Annotated in this window: 19 protein-coding genes; 11 read left to right on the plus strand and 8 right to left on the minus strand. The window is 67.0% G+C overall.

Going from position 1 to position 19,568, the window contains the following annotated elements; translation table 11 throughout:
* Positions 1–82 precede the first annotated feature (82 nt).
* A complete protein-coding gene (locus F0U60_RS10680; protein ID WP_395817529.1) occupies positions 83–1,987 on the minus strand; it encodes a hypothetical protein in 1,905 nt (634 codons plus the stop codon).
* A 155-nt stretch (positions 1,988–2,142) separates the two neighbouring features.
* Between F0U60_RS10680 and F0U60_RS10685 the strand changes: the two genes are divergently transcribed.
* From F0U60_RS10685 to F0U60_RS10700, 4 genes are all read left to right on the plus strand, one after another.
* Positions 2,143–2,730, plus strand: coding sequence for a hypothetical protein (locus F0U60_RS10685; RefSeq protein WP_395817531.1), 588 nt, complete (start codon positions 2,143–2,145; stop codon positions 2,728–2,730).
* 145 nt (positions 2,731–2,875) lie between these two features.
* Positions 2,876–3,802 carry a cyclase family protein gene (locus tag F0U60_RS10690; RefSeq protein WP_395817534.1) on the plus strand — a complete coding sequence of 309 codons (927 nt, stop codon included), beginning with the start codon at positions 2,876–2,878 and terminating at the stop codon, positions 3,800–3,802.
* A gap of 88 nt (positions 3,803–3,890) precedes the next feature.
* Positions 3,891–4,088 (plus strand): hypothetical protein, encoded by a 198-nt coding sequence (locus F0U60_RS10695; protein ID WP_395817536.1) that lies wholly within the window; start codon positions 3,891–3,893, stop codon positions 4,086–4,088.
* Between the two features lie 111 nt (positions 4,089–4,199).
* Positions 4,200–4,772 (plus strand): hypothetical protein, encoded by a 573-nt coding sequence (locus F0U60_RS10700; protein ID WP_395817539.1) that lies wholly within the window; start codon positions 4,200–4,202, stop codon positions 4,770–4,772.
* 230 nt (positions 4,773–5,002) lie between these two features.
* On the opposite strand, the gene F0U60_RS10705 is transcribed toward F0U60_RS10700, so the two are convergent.
* A complete protein-coding gene (locus F0U60_RS10705) occupies positions 5,003–5,758 on the minus strand; it encodes a GAF domain-containing protein (protein WP_395817541.1) in 756 nt (251 codons plus the stop codon).
* Between the two features lie 874 nt (positions 5,759–6,632).
* Positions 6,633–7,259: a TetR/AcrR family transcriptional regulator gene (locus F0U60_RS10710; RefSeq protein ID WP_395817544.1), complete on the minus strand. Its 627-nt coding sequence runs from the start codon at positions 7,257–7,259 to the stop codon at positions 6,633–6,635.
* A 74-nt stretch (positions 7,260–7,333) separates the two neighbouring features.
* Between F0U60_RS10710 and F0U60_RS10715 the strand changes: the two genes are divergently transcribed.
* A complete protein-coding gene (locus F0U60_RS10715) occupies positions 7,334–8,590 on the plus strand; it encodes a serine hydrolase domain-containing protein (protein WP_395817547.1) in 1,257 nt (418 codons plus the stop codon).
* Between the two features lie 24 nt (positions 8,591–8,614).
* On the opposite strand, the gene F0U60_RS10720 is transcribed toward F0U60_RS10715, so the two are convergent.
* A complete protein-coding gene (locus F0U60_RS10720; RefSeq protein WP_395817549.1) occupies positions 8,615–8,812 on the minus strand; it encodes a hypothetical protein in 198 nt (65 codons plus the stop codon).
* A 338-nt stretch (positions 8,813–9,150) separates the two neighbouring features.
* Between F0U60_RS10720 and F0U60_RS10725 the strand changes: the two genes are divergently transcribed.
* Positions 9,151–10,080: a group II intron maturase-specific domain-containing protein gene (locus tag F0U60_RS10725; RefSeq protein ID WP_395817552.1), complete on the plus strand. Its 930-nt coding sequence runs from the start codon at positions 9,151–9,153 to the stop codon at positions 10,078–10,080.
* A gap of 375 nt (positions 10,081–10,455) precedes the next feature.
* Here the strand turns inward: F0U60_RS10725 and F0U60_RS10730 are convergent, their stop codons facing one another.
* Positions 10,456–11,007 carry an aldolase/citrate lyase family protein gene (locus F0U60_RS10730; RefSeq protein WP_395817555.1) on the minus strand — a complete coding sequence of 184 codons (552 nt, stop codon included), beginning with the start codon at positions 11,005–11,007 and terminating at the stop codon, positions 10,456–10,458.
* A 71-nt stretch (positions 11,008–11,078) separates the two neighbouring features.
* On the opposite strand from F0U60_RS10730, the gene F0U60_RS10735 reads away from it, so the two are divergent.
* Together F0U60_RS10735 and F0U60_RS10740 are read left to right on the plus strand one after the other, a co-directional pair.
* Complete coding sequence (locus F0U60_RS10735) at positions 11,079–11,651, plus strand: GNAT family N-acetyltransferase (protein ID WP_395817558.1); 573 nt, start codon at positions 11,079–11,081, stop codon at positions 11,649–11,651.
* 111 nt (positions 11,652–11,762) lie between these two features.
* Positions 11,763–11,960, plus strand: coding sequence for a hypothetical protein (locus F0U60_RS10740; RefSeq protein ID WP_395817561.1), 198 nt, complete (start codon positions 11,763–11,765; stop codon positions 11,958–11,960).
* Here the strand turns inward: F0U60_RS10740 and F0U60_RS10745 are convergent.
* A complete protein-coding gene (locus F0U60_RS10745) occupies positions 11,935–13,422 on the minus strand; it encodes a pyridoxal phosphate-dependent decarboxylase family protein (RefSeq protein ID WP_395817564.1) in 1,488 nt (495 codons plus the stop codon). The genes F0U60_RS10740 and F0U60_RS10745 overlap by 26 nt on opposite strands.
* A 102-nt stretch (positions 13,423–13,524) precedes the next feature.
* Here F0U60_RS10745 and F0U60_RS10750 point away from each other — a divergent pair, with 102 nt between their 5' ends.
* The 3 genes from F0U60_RS10750 (at position 13,525) to F0U60_RS10760 (ending at position 16,410) form a co-directional block, all read left to right on the plus strand.
* The gene (locus tag F0U60_RS10750; RefSeq protein ID WP_395817567.1) at positions 13,525–14,946 is read left to right on the plus strand and encodes a PLP-dependent aminotransferase family protein; all 1,422 of its coding nucleotides are present in this window, start codon (positions 13,525–13,527) and stop codon (positions 14,944–14,946) included.
* A 166-nt stretch (positions 14,947–15,112) separates the two neighbouring features.
* A complete protein-coding gene (locus F0U60_RS10755; RefSeq protein WP_395825169.1) occupies positions 15,113–15,397 on the plus strand; it encodes a group II intron maturase-specific domain-containing protein in 285 nt (94 codons plus the stop codon).
* A gap of 203 nt (positions 15,398–15,600) precedes the next feature.
* Entirely contained in the window at positions 15,601–16,410 is an 810-nt protein-coding gene (locus tag F0U60_RS10760; RefSeq protein WP_395817570.1) for a VOC family protein, read from the plus strand.
* Between the two features lie 815 nt (positions 16,411–17,225).
* On the opposite strand, the gene istB is transcribed toward F0U60_RS10760, so the two are convergent.
* Entirely contained in the window at positions 17,226–18,053 is an 828-nt protein-coding gene (istB, locus tag F0U60_RS10765; protein ID WP_395817573.1) for an IS21-like element helper ATPase IstB, read from the minus strand.
* On the minus strand, positions 18,050–19,537 hold the full coding sequence (istA, locus tag F0U60_RS10770; RefSeq protein WP_395804709.1) for an IS21 family transposase: 1,488 nt from the start codon (positions 19,535–19,537) through the stop codon (positions 18,050–18,052). The genes istB and istA overlap by 4 nt, the downstream gene beginning before the upstream one ends.
* Positions 19,538–19,568 lie beyond the last annotated feature (31 nt).

A 19,568-nucleotide genomic window follows, 5' to 3' on the forward strand; every position in this document is an offset into this window, starting at 1 on the left:
CCAGCGGCTCACCGTGGCGGGAGCCGTGGGCACCACGTACTTCTGGTGCCCCACGGGGAAGCGCGGTTGACGGGCCGTGCGGCTATTCACAGACGGGGCTGGTGTCCAGACCATACAGGCTCACCTCGAGCGGCGGGGTGCGAAGTTGCCCGAGCAGGGCCTCCACCCGGCAGCTCGGAAGAGCCGGGGTGAAGCTGATGTGAAGCGCGTCGGTGATGAGCCGGGTGGCCGGCAGCTCAAGCGTGCTCAGCACCGGGTTGCCCACGAGGGTCAGGGCGGTAGCCGTTTCCAGGACGGGAAGACGAACGGACTCGAGGTGCTGGTTCTGATTGCCCACCCGCCCGATGATGATGATCCACGCACGGAGCAACGAAGGCAGGTGGAAGTCGGTGAAGCCGCTGGACTCGACCTGGATGTAGGACGCCACGCTCCTGAGCGAGGCCAGTCCCTCCGGTGAGGTGAGGCTGGCATTGCCGTAGAACAGAATCATGCCCACGGACTCCACGTTGCGCAGGCCGGAGAGCGTGGTGAGCGCGTCATTGCCGGAGATGTATAGCCAACCGCCAATGCTTCGCAGGTTCGGCACGTCGAACGTGGCCAGGCCCGTGTTGTCCCAGAGGTTGAACTCTCCCGGGAGCTCCTGGAGCCTGGGCAGGGTGAAGGAGACCAGCGCCTGGGTGTCGCGGACGATGAACTTCCTGCCCACCCTGTGCAGCGCGGGCAGCTCCAGCCGCTGGAGCTGAGCCGACCGGCCGACGAGGAAGTCATCCCCTACATTGGCGAGTGCTGGCAGGTGCAGCTCCGTGGCAGCGCTATCGGCGATGGAGAGCGAGCGGACGTCCCACAGCGAGGGCAGCTCGAGCCGGGTCGCGGCCACGTTCCACAGCATGATTTCATCCGCCATTTCCAGGCGGGAGAGAGCGAGCGCCGTGAGCTTGGGATTGTCTCTCACCTGCAGGGTGTCACGCACGGTCTCGAGCGATGAGCAATCCATTCCCACCAGCTCGGAATTCCCGACGACGCGCAGGCCTCCGCGGACATCGCGCAGGCCTCTCAGGTCCAGCCGGTCCATTTTCGGGTTATCGGAGATGTCGATGGGGCCGCCGACACGCTCCAGGGCCGGAAGCGAGACGTTGAGCAGCTCGCGCAGGTAGTGCAGCTCGAGCCTTCCGCCGACATGCCTCAATGCAGGAAGATCCACGTTGACGACATTGTCCGTGTACGAAATATCCAGGTCGCCGGTGATGGCCGCCACATCCGCGAGCGCCAGCAGGTCCAGTTGGGACCTGACCTCCACATCTCCGAGGATGACCCGATCGCAGACGTACTCCGTCTTCGTCACCTCTGAATCTTGAAGGAGGCCGTCACCGTTGGTGTCCGGCCCGCTGTTGATCGCAGCACCGCCTCCGGGGCAGTGTGCACCGGCCAGCCCGGCATCCACCCGCACGAGCTCTCGCGTCTCACACACGTACTGGGTGCTCAGGGTCTCGTCCTCGTCGAGGAGGCCGTCGCCATCGCGGTCCAGTCCGCTGAGGATGCGCCGTCCGCCCGCCGGGCAGTTGTGACCTGGAGCCTCCTCCTCGATGCGCAGCACCGCCGGCGGAGGGGCCCCGTGGCACAGGTACTCGGTATGGGTGACCTCCGCCGGGTCCAGCACGCCATTGCCGTCCGCATCCGGGCCCGTCAGAAGCGCCATGCCACCATGGAGGCAGTGCACTCCTTCGGGCTCGGGCACGAGTCGTGCCTGCTGTCCGGGTTGCTGGCAGGCGTAACGGGTCTCGGCGACCTCGTCATCCGCCAGAACGCCATCCTGATTCACATCGTGGCCGGTGAGGATGACCGTCCCACCCAGAGGACAGTGAGCCCCGCGAGGTTCGTCCTCCACTCGAACGAGCCGCTCCGGCTGCGTGGGCGTTTCGGGCCGCTCACAGCCAGATGCCAATGCAACGATCCATCCACTGGCTACCACAATCCCCCATTTGTTCATGGGGCGCTCTCTAATGGATGTTGGAATGAAAGGCCAGCCGGGGGCGCTCCGCCATCATCCGCGTCACCGGGGACACCTACGGCTACGTCTTCTACCTGCTCCGCGCGGCCTGAGCTCTCAAAGCGACTGGGGTGTATGTGCTAGGATGCGAAGGCATGTCGCCAAAACGCGCTTCTTTCGCGCTCGCTGGATGTCTGCTCGTGGCAGTCACGTTTTGGGGCACGGCCCGGAACGCATGGGCTCAGGTTCCACATTACTACGACGGTGTGGTGGACGAGCCCGCGATTCATGTGTGGTTCGATGCGTCGACAGGCGAGACCACCGTTGCCGCGGTCGGAGAGAGTTGGAGTGACGCCGCTGACGGCAACGTCCGGCTGCAAGCCTCCTTCAGCTACAAAGGACGATCTCCGAGCACGCCACCACGAACGGTGAGCCTCGCACTGGTGCGGGTCGGATCAGACTTTGTCTGGCAGAAGTCGACACGATTCAAGGTCCTGGCGGATAGCGCGCCCGTAGCGGTGACCTTCTCGCGGCGAGATTCCACCTATGAGTCCCGAGGCGTGAAGCTCGGGATCGAAGAGACCCTGTTCGGGCACGTCACCCCTGCCGATTTGAGGCGGCTCAGCAAGGCCAGGCGAGCCGTGGTCAAGATCGGCAAGGAGTCATATGACATCTCGCCGCAGACCCAGGCGAAGCTGGCGGAGTTGATCGACAAGCCGCACGTGGCCCCGGCTGCACAGTGAGGATGTTGTCCCATCTGTTGCTTGAGCACCCTCTAGGCAGCCACCGTGCCCCGCCTTCCCCAGCCGACGCCATGTGCTCCGACTCAGCGAACCGCTCGATATGAAACCCGAGCGCGACTGTGTGGGTTGGAAGTAGAAGACTCCCATGACCGAGCAATGGCGCGTGCAGTTCGATGCGAAGGTGGAGTTCCAGAACGGAGGCTGGTTGGAGGTCGAGGGGTTCCGCCTCGACATTCCCGGAACGGATATAGATGACGACGCACTCGCGGTGGCGTTCGTGCGGCACCTCGGGTTGCTCATGGTGGGAGAGGTCCGTATCCGCCGCAAGGAATTGATTCGTGAGCCTCACAAGGGCTCGCGGGGCATGGGCGGAGCCGAGCCGCGCTCGGAGCCTCGGCGACTGGTGGAGCTGAGCCACGTCATCCGCCATGGAATGGTCACCTACCCGGGGCTTCCTGGTCCGGAAATAACCGAGCACCTGACGCGGGAGTCCTCACGGGCGCGCTACGCGGAGGGCACCGAGTTCCACATCGGGCGCATCTCGATGGTCGCGAACACGGGCACGTACCTCGACACGCCGTTCCATCGATTCGCTGGGGGCGAGGACCTCGCGGCGCTTCCTCTCGGGAAGATGGCTGACCTGCCGGGCCTCGTGGTGCGTGTGAATGACAGTCGTGACCGCACCATCAACCGAAACGTGTTCCTGCCCTACGACGTGCGGGGTCGCGCGGTGCTCGTGCACACGGGCTGGGACCGGCACTGGGGCACCGAGCGCTACGGTGTCGACGCGCCGTTCCTCACCCGCGACGCGGCGGTCTGGCTGGTCGAGCAGGGAGCCGGGCTCGTTGGCATCGACTCGGTCAACATCGATGACATGGGAGATGCCACGCGGCCCGCGCACACGCGGTTGCTCGAAGCAGGCATTCCCATCGTCGAGCACCTGTGCGGGCTGGAGCAGCTTCCCACGGACGGATTCCGGTTTCACGCCGCGCCACCACGGGTCCACGAAATGGGCACGTTTCCGGTGCGCGCGTATGCGGTCGTGAACGGAGGAGTCTCCGCGGGAGGGTGAGACGAGCATTGAGCCTGCCCCGGTTCAGTGGACATACCCATGAGTCGACTACAGGGGAGGTAATGTCCATGGAGAGAAGGAAGCGGTGGTGGTCCGCGCGCTCAAGACCCCGTCGAACGGGACGTACCTGGCGGTCGTGAACATGGGCGTGCGGCAGGTGGACGATGTCGCCATCACCCTGCCTGTCTCGGGGTCGGTGAGGGACGCGGTGGTGCCGTTGGTCAACGGCAAGCTCGTCCTGTCCATGTACCCCGCCCAGCTGCGCTCCTTCCGCGTGGGCCCGTAGCGCCCCGAGGGCGACGAACACCCGCCGAGGCAGGAGTCCTCGGCGGGTGCCTCCAGGAAATCACCCGCCCGGTGGCGGACGCCCTGGGTAGTAGGAATCCCTCGTGCCACCGTGCACCTCCTGGATCGGGCTTCGGACCCGGTGCAAACAGACGCGCCGGGCCTCGAGCAGGTGGGAGGCCAGCGAGGAGCACGCATGGAGGAGGAGAAGAAGTCCGAGCCGAGCTGGGAGGACTCCAAGAAGTTGGGGCCGTACCAGCTCCATGAGCAGGTGCCTCAGGATGAGCTCGACCACGGGACGCTCTACCGGGCCACGAACGAGATGAGTGGGGCGACGGCCCTGGTACTCGAGCTCCCCACCGGGGACGAGGAAGACGCGGTGCCGGTGAGGGACTGGCGGGTGCTCTGCATGTCCTCGGCCTCCCCCAGCTACCTGGCCCTGGAGGTGGAGCATTCCCCCTGGTCCGTGACCCCCGACAAGCATTCCGTGGAGGCGCTGGTGTTCCTGTTCGAGGAACTGCGCGAGGGGGTGAGGCGCATGACCCTGGCGTTCTCCGACTCGGACGAGCCGCGTCCCCGGCGGCGCCTGGGAGGAGTGCTGGCGGCCGTCGCCGTGCTCGCGCTGGCGCTGCTGCCGACGACGCTGGCGGCCGTCACCGAGCAACAGGTGCTGGCTGCCGATTGAGAAGCGCCCATGCCCACAGCAGACGGTGGCCTGGCAGGGCCAGTGCCTTCTGCCCGTCGCGGTGCCGCGCCCTCCTGGCACGAGCGTGGACGCTGACGGCGGCTCCGAGTCCCGCTGACGCGGTACCTCCTGGCCCTCCTTCAAGGAGGGCCGGGGCGCTCGCGTCGGGACGATCTCCTCGCGCGCCCGAGCCCGCTGGATTTCAGCCATCGTAGGGAAGCGACGCGCGCTCACTTCCCTCCCTGCTCCTCCCGCGGGTAGAGGATGGACGTGATGTGGTTCATGACGGTCCGGATGCGCTCCGCGCCCGCGAGCGCCTGGCCCACCGCCTCGCGCAGTTCGGTCAGGTCCAGCGCGCTCGCGTCCTGCCGCGCGAGCTCTTCACTCAAGTAATTCAGGTTGGCGCGCACGTAGGCCAGGGGGTTCTTGATTTCGAACCCCACCGAGAAGGTGAGGGCTGTCAGCTTCGCCAGGCGCTCGGCCAGGGGTTGCTCCCGCTGCCGCTCGAGCGCCACGCTCGCGCGCAGCGCGAAGACGTCCAGGAGCGCCAGGTCCGACGGACCCACCTCGAGCGGCCCGTCCTCGTAGAGTGCGATCGCGCCGAGCACCTCGCCCGTCACGCCCTTCAACGTCATCCCCAGGAAGCCGCCCCGTCCGAGCCGCCGCGGCCATTCGTCCCCGGGCCGGCTCGCCTCCGCGCCCTCGACGCAGTGGTGCAGGCCCCGTTCGAACACCTCCGCGAGCAGGGTGCCGAAGGGCGCTGGAACGAACCCCTCGTGCGCCTGTCCCCGGCTCCACACGGCGAGCGGGGGCAGCGACTCGCGCCGCACCAGCACGACGCTCGTGACCTCGAAGGTCTCGGCCACCCGCCGCGCGAGCGCGACGAAGTCCGGAGGCCCTTCGCTGAAGGCACTGCTGGCCACGAGGGCCTGCAGCGCCTTTTCCGCGGAGACGCGTTGGGGAGGAACGGAGGGATTCGTGTTCACCCGTCCCACCATGCCATGGGTCCATCCAATGCGCCCACTCCACACGGGCCCAACCCGGGGGTGCATCACCCGTCCGGGGCCCGCCGGGCCCTCTGCGGCTCAGCGGTACTTCTCGATGAACCGGGTCACCGCCTCGAGGAAGGCCTCGGGCTCCTCGAAGGGTGGCAGGTGCGCGGACTTCTCGAAGATGACGAGGAACTTGTGCTCGGGAGGTACACGTATAGGAAGGACAGGAGACCTGTTGTGGGTAGAGGGCGGGAGCAGAGGGGGGAGGAGAGGGCCGCAGACGGGGAGCCCATGAAGCGCACGCCGGGCCGGCGCAGAAGCGATTCATCTCCAGGGGACACACGCCAGCCTGGCCCAGGGCACCATCCCTGGCGGTGCGGGGCAGCGGATGAGGACGGCAGGGGTGCTGGGAGCAGCAGTCCCTGCTGTGGCTGAGCACCACGTGCTTTGGGGAGGCCCCTGAGCCGGGGCCAGCGTCGCAGGCCGAGTGGGCAGTCGCAGGTGCTCCAGAATGGAGAGCACCCCGCTGGGAGCTGTCACGTACGCCAACACCCGGCGCCAGCCTCCACACCCGGCAGAGGCGAAGACGTCCAAAACGAACGTCCGGCGCAGCAGCCAGGCGCAAGAAAGTCGCGGCATGCGCTCCTTCTTCGCTTCCGCCTTCGCCGCTGCCTCGGGCGGTGCGCTCGCCTCTTTTTCTTTCGGCTCTGCCTCCGTCAGGGGGAGCCCCAGGACAGCGCCAGCAAGCCCACCGTCAGGCGCTTGGGGAAGGGGGCGGGGCGGGGTTCAACGCGGGTGTTTCGCTTCATCAATGGATGACCGTCCTTGCTGAGTTCATCCCCCTTTATCCGAAGAGATGCCATGACATTCATTCCCCCTTGCCGGGGAAGCACGCCAGCGCGAGCGAGGTGATCTTCCGCAGCTCCTCCTCGCTCGCGCCGTCCCGGGCCTGCACGGACATGCCCTGGAGGATGGCGCCATAGAACCGGGCGAGGCCCTCGACATCCGTGGTGGAAGGCAGTTCGCCCTCGGCGATGGCCCGCTGGAACCGGGCCCGGAGCCGCTCCAGCGAGGCCTCGCGCAGCCCCGCCACGTACCGGGCCACCGGTTGGTTCTCCGTCGCGCAGTTGAGCACCGCCGTCGAGACCATGCACCCGTGCGGATGCCGAGGGTCGGCGAACGCACGCGCGGCCTCCTCCAACACGCGGGTGATGGCACCCCGCGCCGTCGGCTCCTCCACCAGGGCGGGCACGCCCGCCGACCCATGCGTCCGCTGGTAGAGCTCCAGGGCCTCCCGGTACAGCTCCGCCTTGGAGGAGAAGGCCCCATACAGGCTGGGGGCGGTGATGCCCATCGCCCCGGTGAGATCCGTGATGGACGCGCCCTCGTAGCCCCGCTCCCAGAACACCTCCATGGCCCGCTCCAACGCGGCACTCCGATCGAACTCCCGAGGCCGACCCCGGCCCCGGCCCTCCGTGGAATTAGCTCTTTTCATAACGATCACTTTGAAATTCCCCCGACTCGCCTCTATTTTCTGAACGTTCACTACGAATATAGGGAGGTTCGTCGATGCGCACGAAGGTTGGAAGTCTACTCACCGCCGTCACGCTGGGGCTCCTGCTGAGCGGGCTGGCCGTCGCCGAGGAGCGCGCGGTGTCGGCGCGGTTGGACGCGGTCATTGATCAGGCGCTGGCCGACAAGCGGGTGGTCGGCACGGTGGTGCTGGTGGCTCGGGATGGGCAGGTCATCTACCACCGGGCCGCGGGAGAGGCGGATCGCGAGGCGCATACCCCCATGAGAGAGGACGCCATCTTCCGGTTCGCCTCGATGAGCAAGCCCCTGGTGTCCGCGGCCGCGCTGGCGCTCGTGGAGCAGGGCAAGCTGGGGCTGGAGGATCCCGTGACGCGGTGGCTGCCCGACTTCCGGCCCCGGCTCGCGGATGGACGCGAGGCCGTCATCACGGTGCGTCAGTTGCTGACGCATACCGCGGGACTCAACTACGGCTTCCTCGAGCCGGAGGACGGCCCCTATCACCGCGCGGGCGTCTCGAACGGGATGGATGCGCCCGGGCTGGGCCTGGAGGAGAACCTGCGCCGCATCGCCTCGGTGCCCCTGTCGTACGAGCCTGGAACTCGCTGGGGGTACTCCGTCGCCACGGACGTGCTGGGCGCGGTGGTGGCTCGCGCGGGAGGAGCCCCGCTGCCCAAGGTCGTCGAGCGTCTGGTCACCCGTCCGCTGGGCCTGCGTGACACCGGCTTCACGGTGAAGGACCGCAAGCGGCTCGCCACGCCCTACGCGGACGGCAAGCCCGAGCCGGTGCGCATGGGTGAACTCCACGTCGTGCCCTGGGGCGCCAGTAGCATGCGCTTCGTTCCCGGACGGGTGTTCAACGCCCGCTCGTTTCCCTCGGGGGGCGGCGGCATGGTGGGCACGGCGGGGGACTTCCTGAAGTTCCTGGAGGCGGTGCGCACGGGCGGCGCACCGGTGCTGAAGCCCGCGACGGCCACCCTGATGTCGACTGGGCAGATCGGCACGCTGGAGATGCCCGGAAGCCCGGGGTGGACGTTCGGCTTCGGCGCCGGGGTGCTCGTGGATGCTACCCTGGCGGGCACGCCCCAATCCGTGGGCACCTGGCAGTGGGGAGGCGCCTACGGGCATTACTGGTTCGTCGATCCGAAGCAGCGCCTGAGCGTCGTCGTGATGACGAACACGGCCATCGAGGGCCTGCCCGGGGCGTTCCCGGCCGCCATCCGGGATGCCGTCTACGCGGGGCTCGCGGAGATGGACGCCGCCCAGGTTCCCACGGGAGCGCCCCCCGCCCGGTGAGCGGGGAGGACGGCGCGCCGGGCCTCAGCCCTCGAGGAAGGTGAGCGCCACGCCGGAGACGGTGGCGCTCCGCTCGGTGAAGCCCTCCAGGTCCACGTGTTCCGCCAGGGCCTCGCTCAGGTACAACCCGCCCGGGCGGCCCAGGTCCGCGCGCGAGCTCGCGGCGGAAGAGCTGGGCGAAGCTCCTACGAAGCGTCTGAGTGATGCCTGGAGGCTACCCATGGACCCATAGGGTGAAAGTCCCGAAGCGGTAGATGCCGAGCCGACTCAGACACGGCGAAGGCAGCAGGACTCCCCCGAAGACGACCATGGGGAGGTCCATCCGGCGGGGTGGAGGGTGGCGGCACGCGCACAAGGCCATGGGTGGAAACAGGGAAGGGCTCCCCGCCCCGCGGAGAAAGACCGCGGAAGCAAGGTAGCCGCGCGAGCCGAGGAGGCGAAGCGCGGGGAAGGCGGGAGCCTGGCGGACGGGCCCGTAGTAGCGAGGAAGCGGGGTAATGCCCGTGGAGCGAAGGGGCCCTGCCGGAGGCATTCGGAGCAAGGAGCGAGGCAGGAGCGGGATGACAAAGCCCACCATCAGTCTGCAGGAGCTTCGAGCGAAGATAGGCCACCAGGCGAAATCCACCCCAACGCACCGTTTCTGGGGAATGTACGTCCACCTCCTCAAGCGCGAGACGCTCGAAGCCGCCTACCTGGAGGCCCGTCGCAAAGACGGAGCACCCGGGGAAGACGGCGAGACGTTCGAGCGCATTGAGGAGAGGGGCCGGGAGGAATTCCTCGCGCGGATAGCCGAGGAGCTACGAACGGGAACGTACCGACCCAGACCCTATCGTCGGAGAGAGATTCCAAAGGAAGGAGGCAAAGTGCGCGTCATCTCCATTCCCTCGATTCGGGACAGGACCGTGCAGGGAGCACTCCGACTGATATTGGAACCCATCTTCGAGGCCGACTTCTCGGACAGTTCCTTCGGAGCGAGACCGGGCCGCTCGGCGCATGAGGCGATAGAAACCGTGAAACAGGGGCTGCGCCAGCGCAAGCACCGGGTCGTGGACGTGGACCTCAAGGGCTTCCTGGGCTTCGAGTTCCGGTGGGAACGCAGCCCGAGGACCGGGAAGTGGTACGCACACAGGAGCCCACGAAAGAAGAAGGTGACCGAGGTGCTGGGCAAGGTACGTGACACCCTACGAGCTGGCCGGGCCCTGCCGATAAGGGCGGCGGTGGAGAGGGTGAACGGTATCGTGCGCGGCTGGGTCAACTACTTCCGGGTGGGAAACTCGGGGCAGGCGTTCGGCAAGGTGAAGCAATACGTCGAGCGCAAGGTGAGACGATTCGTGGCGAAACGAGCGGGGCGGAGGGGACTGGGCTGGAAGCGGTGGAGTAGAGAGGTGGTATACGGAGCCTGGGGCCTCTACGGAGACTATCGGGTGAGGTACTACAACCCCTCGAAAGCCAGACTCCAACCCAACGGAATCATAACCCCGGTGAGATGACGCCTTCGCGGTGAGCCGGATGCGGTAGTCCCGCCTGTCCGGTTCGATGTGGCGGGGAGCGGAGACGGAGTGATGGTGGACCCTAAACGGGCACGAAGCCGGAAACGGCGGATACAGCCAAGGGTTTACCTGCACACCACCGCGCCGCTCCTCGACCCGACCACCCTGGGAGCGTATAGGCGGGATAGAAGCCATGTTGAGGGTGAGGGCTGGAGCGGAGAGGCCGAGAAGGGCCGCTGCCGGGGCTAGCAAGGCCGCGCGCCGCGCCAGTACACGGGACGGTGCAACCCCTTGGGGCACACCCCTGCCCTGGCCGCCCTCGCTTGAGGAGAGAGGCAGGGGAGTTGGGGCGTGTTGACAGCGGCTGCGCCAGGTTCAGCACCACGCCCGCTGGGGTGGTCCCCGGGCCGGGGCCCGCTTCAGAGCCTGCGTGGGAAGTTCCAGGTGCTCCAGCAGAGGCTCTCCTTCTGTGGGCCCGCCTCCGTCCCCGCTTGAGGGAGCAGAAATGGAGCAGGAGATGGCGTTGACGTTCTCCAGCCCCCGGGCGGTCTCGACGATGGCCATCAGGTCCATGTGCGCGCAGTCGGGGCCGAGCGATTGCTCGACGATCTCCAGGTCCCTTGGGGACTCGACCTTGGGGACCATCACAACGTCCGGCTTGACGGGGTAGCTCCGGAGGGCGAGCAGATCCTTCAGGCCCTCGTGGTGGGTGACGGAGTTGATGCGCACGGCCCGGCGGCACGCGGAGGGGGGCGCGGAGAAGAACGCCTCGGCGCGCTGCCGGGCCGCGTCCTTGTGGGCGGGGGACACGGAGTCCTCCAGGTCCACCAGACTGATGTCTGCACCGGACTGCTGTCCCCGGGCGAAGCGGTCGGCCGCCAGCGCCGGGGTGAACAGGATGGAGCGGCAATACCTGGTGAATCTCATGACTGCCTCCGAGGGGATGGGACCTGCCTTGCCTTGCTGTGCACCCGGCTCCCGGCTACGGTGCGCGGCCCATGGTGCGTGTGAGAATCGAGACCCGACGGCTCGTGCTGAGGACGCTGGAGGACTCTGATGTCGAGTCCGTCCTCGCCCACCGCGCGGATCCGGATGTCTGCCGGTACACCGGCCCTCCCATGACGAGGGAGGAGGTTGTCCGTCACATCGCCGAGCGTCAGCGGAGCTGGCACGGCGGGGGGAACGGGGACGTGCTCGGCCTGGCGTGCGAGCTGAAGGAGTCGGGACGGGTCGTGGGCGAGGGCGTGCTGCGGGGTTTCAGCGTGCCGGCGAAGCAGGCTGAGGTGGGCCTCGGGCTCCAGCCGCAACACCAGGCGCGGGAGCTGGGGACGGAGGCGCTCGTCGCGCTCCTGCGGTATGGCTTCGAGCAGTTGGGGTTGCATCGGATCTACGCGTTTTGCGACGTGGATAACGAGGCGAGCCGGCGGCTCACGGCACGTCTGGGAATGCGGCACGAGGGCACCCTGCGAGAGAATGCCTTTCGTCACGGCCAGTGGCGGGACGAGCTCCTCATTTCCATGCTCGACCGCGAGTGGGAGAGCGCGCGGCCCTCCTTCGAGCGGTTCTTCTAACCGACGCGGAAGGCCGTGCGGATGCCGGCCTGCGAGCCCTCGGCGCCCGCGCCCACGAGGACTTCTCCCTGTTCATGAAGGGCATGGAGGGCGACGTCGAGGAGATGTAAGATGACGCAGCTGTCCCAGCGCGCCCGCGACTACGTGGCGAAGATGGACAAGAAGAACCCGGGTGACGTCGCCAATGCCCTGACGCAGTACTCGGACGACCCCAACTGGATGGGGGATGCCATGGCGCGGTTGAGGTTGGGCTCGAACCGCGACACCCCGCTCCCGGGTGACATCACCGCGCAGAACCGGAACGACTGACCGCACCTCGCTCCGGCCCTGGGGCTCCCGTGAGTTCTTCCCCCAGGGTGCGGAGGTGGGCGAGCAGGCCCAGCGTCTCGGCCTCGGTCGTGCGGTGGTTGATGAGGCACGCCCGAAGGGCCGTGCGACCGTTCAGTTTCGTTCCGGTCAGGAAGAACTCTCCGCGCCGTTCGCACTCCTCGAGGAGCCGGTCATTCAGCCGGTCCAGCTCGTCGTCGGTCAACGAGGGCCCATGGGCGGGGACGTATCGGAAGCACACGATGGACAGTGGCACGGGCGCCATCCGCTCGAAGTCGTGTGCCCGGTCGATCTCCGCCCCGAGTCGCCGCATGAGCGACACGTTCTCCTCGATCACCGCCTTGAGCTTCCGGCTTCCATAGACCTGGAACTGCATCCAGACCTTGAGCGCGCGGAAGCCGCGTGACAGTTGGAACGTGTGGCCCATCCAATCCCATTTCTCCGCGCTGTCGCTCTTCGCTCGCAGGTAGGGCGCGGCGTAGCTGAATGAGCGTCGGATGCTGGCCCAGTCCCTGACCAGTGCACAGCCGGCCTCGAACGGCACCTGGAGCCATTTGTGGGGATCCAGGGCGACCGAGTCCGCTCTCTCGAGCCCCCGGAACATCTCGCTCGTGGGGTCCACTGCCGCCGCGGCGGCCCCATAGGCACCATCCACGTGGAACCAGAGCCCGTACCGCGAGGCCACGTCCGCCAGCGTGTCGAGGTCGTCCACCGCCCCGGAGTTGACGGTCCCCGCGTTGCCGATGATGCAGAAGGGCTGCAGGCCCGCCTTCAGGTCCTGGGTGATGTGTTCCTCCAGCTTTCGCACATCGACCCGGAAGCGGGAATCGACCGGGACCTTCCGCAGGTGCCGGCTGCCAATCCCGAGCATCTCCACGGACTTTGTGATGCAGGAGTGCGTCTCGGTCGACGCGTAGAGCGTCAGGGGACGAGCGGAGCGGCACCCGTCCTCGCGCACGCCCGGCGCTTTCTCGTCCCTCGCGACACGGAGGCAGTACAGGTTCGCTTCGCTGCCTCCGCTCACCAGCGCGCCCCCCGCGTCGGCGCGGTAGCCGATGAACTCCGACAACCACCGGATGACCGCGCGTTCGATCTCCGCTGCCGCGGAGGCGAGGTGCCACTTCGCATGGTTCACGTTCAGCGCGGCGCCGAGGAGCTCGGCGAGGATTCCGACCTGGCTGCCTCCGGACATCACGTAGGCGAAGAACCTCGGGCTGATGTTGAGCGTCGAGTGCCCGAAGATGAACGGGATATCTCGCGCGAGGAGCTCCTCGGGCTCGCGTCCCTCGGCGGGGAGCGGCCCGGAGAACCTGTCTGCAATCAGTTGGGGGCTACTGGCGTGGGTGACCTTTCTCTCGCCAAGTGACCCGTACAGCGAGAGCACCTGCTCGCTGGAGAGCTCCAGCAGCCGGCGGAAGCGTTGCAGATCGAAGTCCAGGTTCATGTTGTCTCCCGAGGGGCTCACATCCGCGGGCAAGGTAGTGGTACCCTCGTGAGGGATACAGAGGCAGAAATCCGGGTTTCGTGAGATACAGTTCGGAGCGCCATGAAGAAATACGAGCGTCTGGCCGCCGAGCTCGAAGTGCAGATCTCCAGTGGCCTGGTCAGGCCCGGGGAACGGCTCGACTCCGTCCGCGAGATGAGCCGCCTCAAGAAGGTGGGACTGAACACCGTGGTCCGCGCGTTCGAGCTCCTCGAGGACAGGGGCCTCATCGTCGCCAGGCCGCAGTCCGGTTTCTACGTGCTGGGCCCGCGCACGCCGTCCGGAGTCACGACGCCGAGACTGCGTCTGTCCCTTCCGAAGGAGGTCTCCGTTCCGGAGATGGTCTCGAGCGTCTTCGAGTCGGCGAGGGAACAGGGGTGGATCCAGCTGGGCGCCGCGTGCCTCGCGGCGGAGCTCTACCCCTGTGAATCCCTCAACCGGTTCACGCGCCGCGTGGTCCGGGAACAGCCGCGTCTGGTGGGCACGTACGAGTTGCCTCCGGGCCACTTCGAGTACCGCCGGCAGAGCTCTCGCCGGCTCGAGAGGTCTGGCTGCTTCGTGGAGCCCTCCGAGCTCGTCGCGACCAACGGCGCGATGGAGGCCCTCGGGCTGGCGCTGCGGTCGACCTGCTCGCCGGGGGACACGGTCCTCATCGAGTCACCCCAGTACTTCGGTATCCTCCAGGCGCTCCAGCAGCTCCAGCTCCGGGTCGTCGAAGTGCCCGCGCACTCGACCGATGGCGTCGCCCTGGAGCGAGTGGAGGAGGCACTCCGGAAGTTCGACATCTCGGCGGGCCTCTTCATCCCCAACTTCAGCAACCCCATGGGGGCGCTGATGAGCGACGAGAAAAAGGCCGCGCTCGTCGAGCTCTTCTCCCGGTACGACGTCCCGCTCATCGAGGACGACATCTATGCGGAGCTGTCGTTCCAGGGGAGCCGCCCCAAGCCGCTGAAGGCGTTCGACACGCAGGGGTGCGTGCTGACCTGCTCCTCCTTCTCCAAGACCGTCTCGCCGGGACTCCGGGTGGGGTGGCTCGCGCCGGGCCGGTACCTCGAGAAGGTGAAGGCGCTTCAGCTCTCCTCGACGATGGGGTGTGGCTCGCTCGCGCAACACGTGATGGCGAGCTACCTGGCCTCGAGGGAATACGAACGGCACCTCGGGGATCTCCGGCTGCACTGTTCGCTGCAGGTGGAGCGGTTCTCGCGCTTGATCCTGTCCAGCTTCCCCGAGGGCACGCGGCTCACCCAGCCCCGAGGGGGCTTCGTGCTCTGGGTCGAGTTGCCGAAGCGAGTGGATTCCGTGGAGCTGTACCGCCGGGCGCTGGAGGAGGGCATCTCCATCTCCCCGGGCGTTCTCTTCTCCGCCAGCGGCGGGTATCGGAACTACATCCGGCTCAACTGCGGAAACCGTTGGACCGCACCGCTCGAGCGGGGGCTGAGCCGGTTGGCCGAGCTGGCGACGGCGCTCCAGCGGACAGGCGCGTGAAGGTGTCGAAGAACGAATTTTTTGACCCCCTCACTGTGGGCGGCCCACGCACTGCGCGGGGTCTCTCAGCTCCATTACTTTTGGAGGACACGCCTCTCATTACTACTTGGAGGGGTACGTGCGCGGAAGAGGCCCGGGAGGGTGAGATGAGCAAGGATCCCTGCCGATAAGGGCGGCGGTGGAGAGGGTGAACGGTATCGTGCGCGGCTGGGTCAACTACTTCCGGGTGGGAAACTCGGGGCAGGCGTTCGGCAAGGTGAAGCAATACGTCGAGCGCAAGGTGAGACGATTCGTGGCGAAACGAGCGGGGCGGAGGGGACTGGGCTGGAAGCGGTGGAGTAGAGAGGTGGTATACGGAGCCTGGGGCCTCTACGGAGACTATCGGGTGAGGTACTACAACCCCTCGAAAGCCAGACTCCAACCCAACGGAATCATAACCCCGGTGAGATGACGCCTTCGCGGTGAGCCGGATGCGGTAGTCCCGCCTGTCCGGTTCGATGTGGCGGGGAGCGGAGACGGAGTGATGGTGGACCCTAAACGGGCACGAAGCCGGAAACGGCGGATACAGCCAAGGGTTTACCTGCACACCACCGCGCCGCTCCTCGACCCGACCACCCTTCTCGGCATTGGTGCCGTACGCTAGGTTCACGGGCCATGACCGAGCCGAGCAGCAAGAACGACACTGGCCGCTTCGTCTGGTACGAACTCCTCTCGACCGACCCGCGAGGCGCTCTCGCCTTCTATGTCGAGGTCGTGGGATGGAAGACGCAGTCGTTCGAAGTCGGCGGGGACGGGGACTACAGGATGTGGGTCGGCGGCCAGGGGCCACTCGGCGGCGTGACCGCGCTGCCCGAGTCCGCGAAGAAGTTGGGCGCGTCGTCCTACTGGCAGGCGAACGTGCAGGTCGCGAACGTCGACGAAACCCTCGCGGAGGTGAAGCGCCTCGGCGGCCAGGTCTACGTGAAAGAGGATGTCCCCTCCGTGGGACGCTTCGCGGTGATTGCGGACCCGCAGGGGGCGGTCATCGCGGTCTTCACGCCCGCGGCTGACGTGCAGTCGCACGACGTCGCGAAGCAGGGCGAGTTCTCGTGGCACGAGCTGTACACGACCGACCACGAAGCCGCGTTCACCTTCTATGAGCGCATCGTTGGCTGGGAGCGCCTCGGCGAGTTCGACATGGGCGCGATGGGCAAGTACCTGCTGTGGGGTCGCAATGGCAAGCAACTCGGCGGCATGCTGACCCTGCCGAAGGGGATGAAGACGCCCGACGGTCGCGACGTACCGCCGTCGTGGATGTACTACGTCACGGTCGAGGACCTGGACGCCGCGCTTGCCCGCGCGACGGCGAAGGGGGCGCGGGTGCTCAACGGCCCGATGGAGGTCCCCGGTGGCCAGCGCATCGTGCAGCTCATGGATCCGCAGGGCGCCGCGTTCGCGCTCACCACTCCGCCGACGTCGCGGTGAGGGTGGCTGAGTAGAGGTGCTTTACTTCCGACCGTTTCGGATCCCCGCGGACCTCTTCCCTCGGCGGCGGGTTCGATTCCCGCCGCTTCCACTAAAAGTTACCCGCCGCTACGAGATCGCGGCCGAACTCAATCGGCGCGGATTGCGCTCCGGTGTCAAGCGCCCTTGGGACGCGAAGGCAGTGAACTGGGTCCGCTGGCGCCACGGACTCCATCACTTGCCCGTGTCACCGCAGGCGGGGCCTCAGCCCACTCGCCGAGCTGATGGCCTCTACTCAGTGCGCGGGGTGGCTGAGTACTTCAAGGTCACTAAGTGGATAGTGTACTACTGGATAAAAGAGGGCTGGCTCAAGGGCGTCGAGGGCGGTGGAATGGGGCGCTGCTGGTGGTTCAAACAGGATAGCCAGACAATCAAGCGCCTGACTGATGCCAAGGCCCGAGGGTATGGGCCAGGCGGGCGCAGCCATTCCAAAACCCATCTCCAGGAAGAGGGTAATTATGCATAGCGCACCCAGGCCCTGCCTGTCGTTGGCATGCAGGTGCGTATTGGCGTGCAGGGAGAAGCCCTCCAGCTACGCCCAATAGGGCTCCTGTCCTTCCTATGCGCAAGCCCTCCAGTGCCCAGCGTCAATTACTTTTTCCCCTTGGCGACAATTACACTTCCCCATCGGGTTGATGCCCTGACTGCGTTCACTTCGTCGTCGCCGTAGTCGTCGTCACGTCCATCGAAGCCTCTGGGTCGGTCACCTCCTGTGCTGTGGGCAGGGCTGTGGATGAGGGGGCCCGGGGGGAGACTCAAAACCTGTGGACAGGCTGTTACTCGTCCCCGGGCGCCTTGCGCGGGGCCTTGTCGGCCGTCTCCCGGCTCCTGGCCTTCTCGCTGCGGTAGCTCTCCCCGGTGAGCTCCAGAATCAGCGCGTGGTGCACCACCCGGTCAATCGCCGCCGCCGTCGTCATCGCGTCCTTGAAGATTCGGTCCCACTGCGAAAACACCAGGTTGCTCGTAATCAGGACGCTCCTGCGCTCGTAGCGCTGGGCCAGGAAGGTAAACAGCACCTCCATCTCCTCCCTGTCCTGCTGGATGTAGCCGATGTCGTCGATGATGACCGCGTCGTACCCGTCCAGCCGCCGCAGCTCCTTCTCCAGCAAGAGGCTCTTCTTGGCCGAGAGCAGTCGCTGCACCAGCAGCACCGCCGGGATGAAGAGCACCTCGTAACCGCGCTGCACCAGCTCGTGGCCTATGGCGCTCACCACGTGCGTCTTGCCGCGGCCCGGCAGCCCGAAGGCCAGCACGTTCTCCGCGCGCTCGACGAAGCCGCCCTCGCACAGGGCCGGTAGCTGGCGGCGCACCTTGGCCGGCAGCTTCTCCTGCTCGAGCGTGGCGAGCGTCTTGTCCGTGGACAGCCCCGAGGCCTTGAGCAGTCGCTCTATCCGCCGGCCCCGGCGCTCGCTCAGCTCCAGCTCCACCAGTTGGCGCAGGTAGTGCGGGCACGTCCATCCCTCCTGCCCGGCGCGCCTGGCCAGCTCCTCGTGGTGGGCTGCAAACGCAGGCAGCTTCAGCGCTCGCAGCAGCATGGCCAGCGTCTGCTGCTGCTCGTCGGCGGCGCTCGCCGCTGCTCGCAGGGACGTGGAGGTGGTGCTCATGAGGCCACCTCCCGCTGCGCCACCAGCAGCGCGTCATAGCTGCTCAGGTCCACCTCGGGCTGTGCCAGCTCGGGCACCTCGGGCCTGGCTGGCGCCACCAGCGCCTTCACCTGCTCGGCACCGCGCAGTCCGCCCTCGGCCAGCAGTCGCGTCAGCACCTGCTCCACCTGGGACTCCAGCGTGGAGGCCGAAAGGTGAAGAATCCGCAGGTACTCCACATCCGCGGCTCTCCCCTCGTGCACCCGCTGCAGCTCGTCATACGCCTGGCGGAATACCAGCGAGGGGAAGAGGTCCTCCCGGTAGCGGTACTGCGCGAAGGCCCCTGGCTTCTGCACCAGCGACCAGATGATGTGCCGGTAGTTGATGCGGTGTCCGTTGCGGCCCACCAGCCTGTCCACCACCAGCTGCGGCTTTCCCGCGTGCAGCACCTCCAGCCTGTCGTCGTACACGCGCACCCGCACGCGCTGGCCCACCAGCCGCGAGGGTACCGAGTACGTGTTGTGCTGCACCCGGATGGTGCTCCATGCCGTGACGACTACCTCCAGCTCGCTGTACTCCACCAGCCGCTGCACCGACAGCGGCCTCATCGCCGCGAGCTCCTCCTCCACCTTCGCGCCGCGCAGCCGGTTGGCCTTCTCCAGCACGCTCTGCACCCAGCTCTCGTACGCCGCGGCGCTCTCGAAATCCCGGCTGCCGCGCATCAGCAGGTGCTGCAATAGCCGGCGTTTGAGCGCGCCGTTGAGCGCCTCCACGTCCCCGTTCTGCTCCTTCTTCCCCACTTCAATGGTGCGCGGCTCCATGCCCAGGTGCTTCATGAGCGCGAGGTACTCGGCGTTGAAGCCCCGCTTGCCGTTGCGCAGGTCGTGCGTGGCGCTGGTGGAGTTGTCCGTCTGGTGGTAGCGCGGCACCTTCCCCAGCCGGAAGACGGCCGCCTGCACTCCTCGCTTGATGGCCGCCATGGACTCCGAGTGGCACACCGTCGCCCATTCCCAGTTGGAGTAGGGCAGCACCGGGTGGCACAGCAGGTGCGCGAAGGGCTCGCCTCCCACCGTCACCTCCAACTCCTTGGCCCAGGTGAAGTCCGTCTGCATCGCTTCCCCGGGCCGATGCTCCTGGGCGAAGAACACCTGCTTCTCCGGTCCCTGCTGCGCTCTCCACTGGCGCACTCGCCGCTGCAACGTGCGCAGCTGCCCCGGCTTGTAGCGGCCCGGCTCGCGAGCACACAGCTCCTCGAAGAGCGTCTTGGCCTCCAGCTCCGGCGCCTCCTTCAGCCGCTCGGCCAGGCTGTCCCACTGCTCCTCGAACGGGTCCTCCCGTGTCCTCCAGGTGCGCTCCTGCTTGAGCTCCGAGGGGAACTTCCCCTCCTTCACGTACTTGCGTGCCGTCTTGCGGTCCATCCCCGCCCGGGCCGACGCCAGCCCGAGGCGACCGTGCTTCGCCATCTCTTCCATCAGCTTCCTCACCTGGGCATCCGTCGTCCTCACCCGTCCATCCGAACCTCCGGAGTCACCGGGT

It is taken from the genome of Archangium minus (genome assembly GCF_044360475.1).
Classification (GTDB): domain Bacteria; phylum Myxococcota; class Myxococcia; order Myxococcales; family Myxococcaceae; genus Archangium; species Archangium minus.